At 32.9% G+C, this 1,977-nt stretch carries 1 protein-coding gene; it reads left to right on the forward strand.

The features are described 5' to 3' along the window. On the forward strand, window positions 1-1,977 hold a 1,977-nt coding region (locus BN2667_RS00005), incomplete at both ends, for a VirB4-like conjugal transfer ATPase, CD1110 family (protein ID WP_054251318.1).

Genomic DNA, 1,977 nt, shown 5'->3' on the forward strand with positions numbered 1-1,977 from the left:
TTGATCCAAGTGTACACATCGAACTTTCATATGTAAATCAATTAGGAAGAAATAAAGACCTACAAGATGCAATTAAAATTGCTGATAAGGGAGACTTCTATGACGATGTAAGAAAAGAGTTTAGGGAAATGTTAAAGCTTCAACTTGCAAAGGGCAATAACGGACTTAAAAAGATGAAGTATATAACTTTTACCACAGAAGCAGATAACCTAGAGCAAGCAAGAGCAAAGTTAAATAGACTTGAAGTAGATATTTTATCTAACTTTAAATCTATGGGAGTAAGAGCAGAAAGCCTTGATGGCGAAGAAAGGCTAAGACTTGTTCACGATATGTTAAATCCAGACAAGAACTTTGGTTTTTCATATAAAGATTTGAAGAAGAAAGAGTCTACAAAATCACATATAACTCCCAATATCTTTAATTTTGCACCAGCAAATAATTTTAAATTTGGGAAATTCATTGGAGCTGTAAGCCATTTTCAAATACTTGCAAGTGAGTTATCAGACAGAATGTTATCTGAGTTTTTAGATATTGATGACAATATTTATGTAGCTTTTCATATAGATGTAGTTGAACAAGCAGAAGCTATTAAACTTATTAAGAGAAAGAACACAGACCTAGACAGAATGAAAATCGAAGAACAAAAGAAAGCAGTTCGAGCAGGATATGATATGGATATTATTCCATCAGATATAAATACTTTTGGGGCTGATGTTAAGTCCATGTTATCTGACTTACAAAATAGAGATGAAAGGCTCTTTGTAGTATCTATAGTAATGATGAATTTTGCAAGGACTATTCAAAAATTAGAAAACACTATTGCTCAAATCTCATCAATTGCTAACAGACATAATTGTCAGGTAAAAAGATTATCTCATCAACAAGAACAAGGACTTGTTTCTGTCTTACCTCTAGGAGTTAACCAAGTCGAGATAAAAAGATTTTTAACTTCATCATCAACGGCAGTATTTATGCCTTTTACGACAGAAGAGCTATTTATTGATTCGGCAAATTCTTTGTACTATGGCTTAAATGCCCTTAGCCAAAACTTGATTATGGCAGATAGGAAGAAACTAAAGAATCCTAACGGATTAATATTAGGTACACCAGGTTCTGGTAAATCTTTCTCGGCAAAGAGAGAGATGGCAAATGCAATTCTTGTAACAGACGATGATGTAATTATTTGTGATCCTGAGGGCGAGTATTCAAACCTTGTAAAACAATTTAATGGAGAAGTTATTAAAGTTTCGGCAAAGTCAAAGGACTATCTAAATCCATTAGATATTAATATGAACTATGGAGATGGGGACGCACCTTTAAAGGATAAGGCAAACTTCATAATGTCTATGCTTGAACTTGTAGTAGGAGGATCTGGTCTTACTGCTGCAGAAAAATCTGTTATAGATAGGTGCTTACCAAAGATATATCAAAAATATTTTGAATACCCAAAACCAGAAAATATGCCAATATTAGGAGATTTATACGATATGCTCCTATCCCAAGAAGAGGGAGTTGGTAGAAAACTAGCAACAGAAATGGAAATTTATGTTAAGGGAAGTCTTAATGTCTTTAATAATAGGTCAAATGTTGACCTAAATAGGCAATTGCTCTGTTTTGATATAAAAGAGCTAGGAACACAACTTAAAAAAATAGGTATGCTTGTAATTCAAGACCAGGTTTGGAACAAGGTTTCCCTTAATAGAGGAAGCAAGTCTACAAGATACTATATAGATGAGTTCCACCTTTTATTAAAAGATCCACAAACTGCTTCATATTCAGTAGAAATCTGGAAAAGATTTAGAAAATGGGGTGGTATTCCAACAGGCATAACTCAAAACGTAAAAGACCTTTTAACAAGTCAGGAAATTGAAAATATCTTTGATAATACAGACTTTGTTCTAATGTTAAATCAAGCATCTGGAGATAGAGATATTCTTGCTAAGAAATTAAAAATATCGCCTTATCAGTTAAACTATA

It is taken from the genome of Neofamilia massiliensis (assembly GCF_001299475.1).
GTDB classification, from domain to species: Bacteria; Bacillota; Clostridia; order Tissierellales; family Peptoniphilaceae; genus Neofamilia; species Neofamilia massiliensis.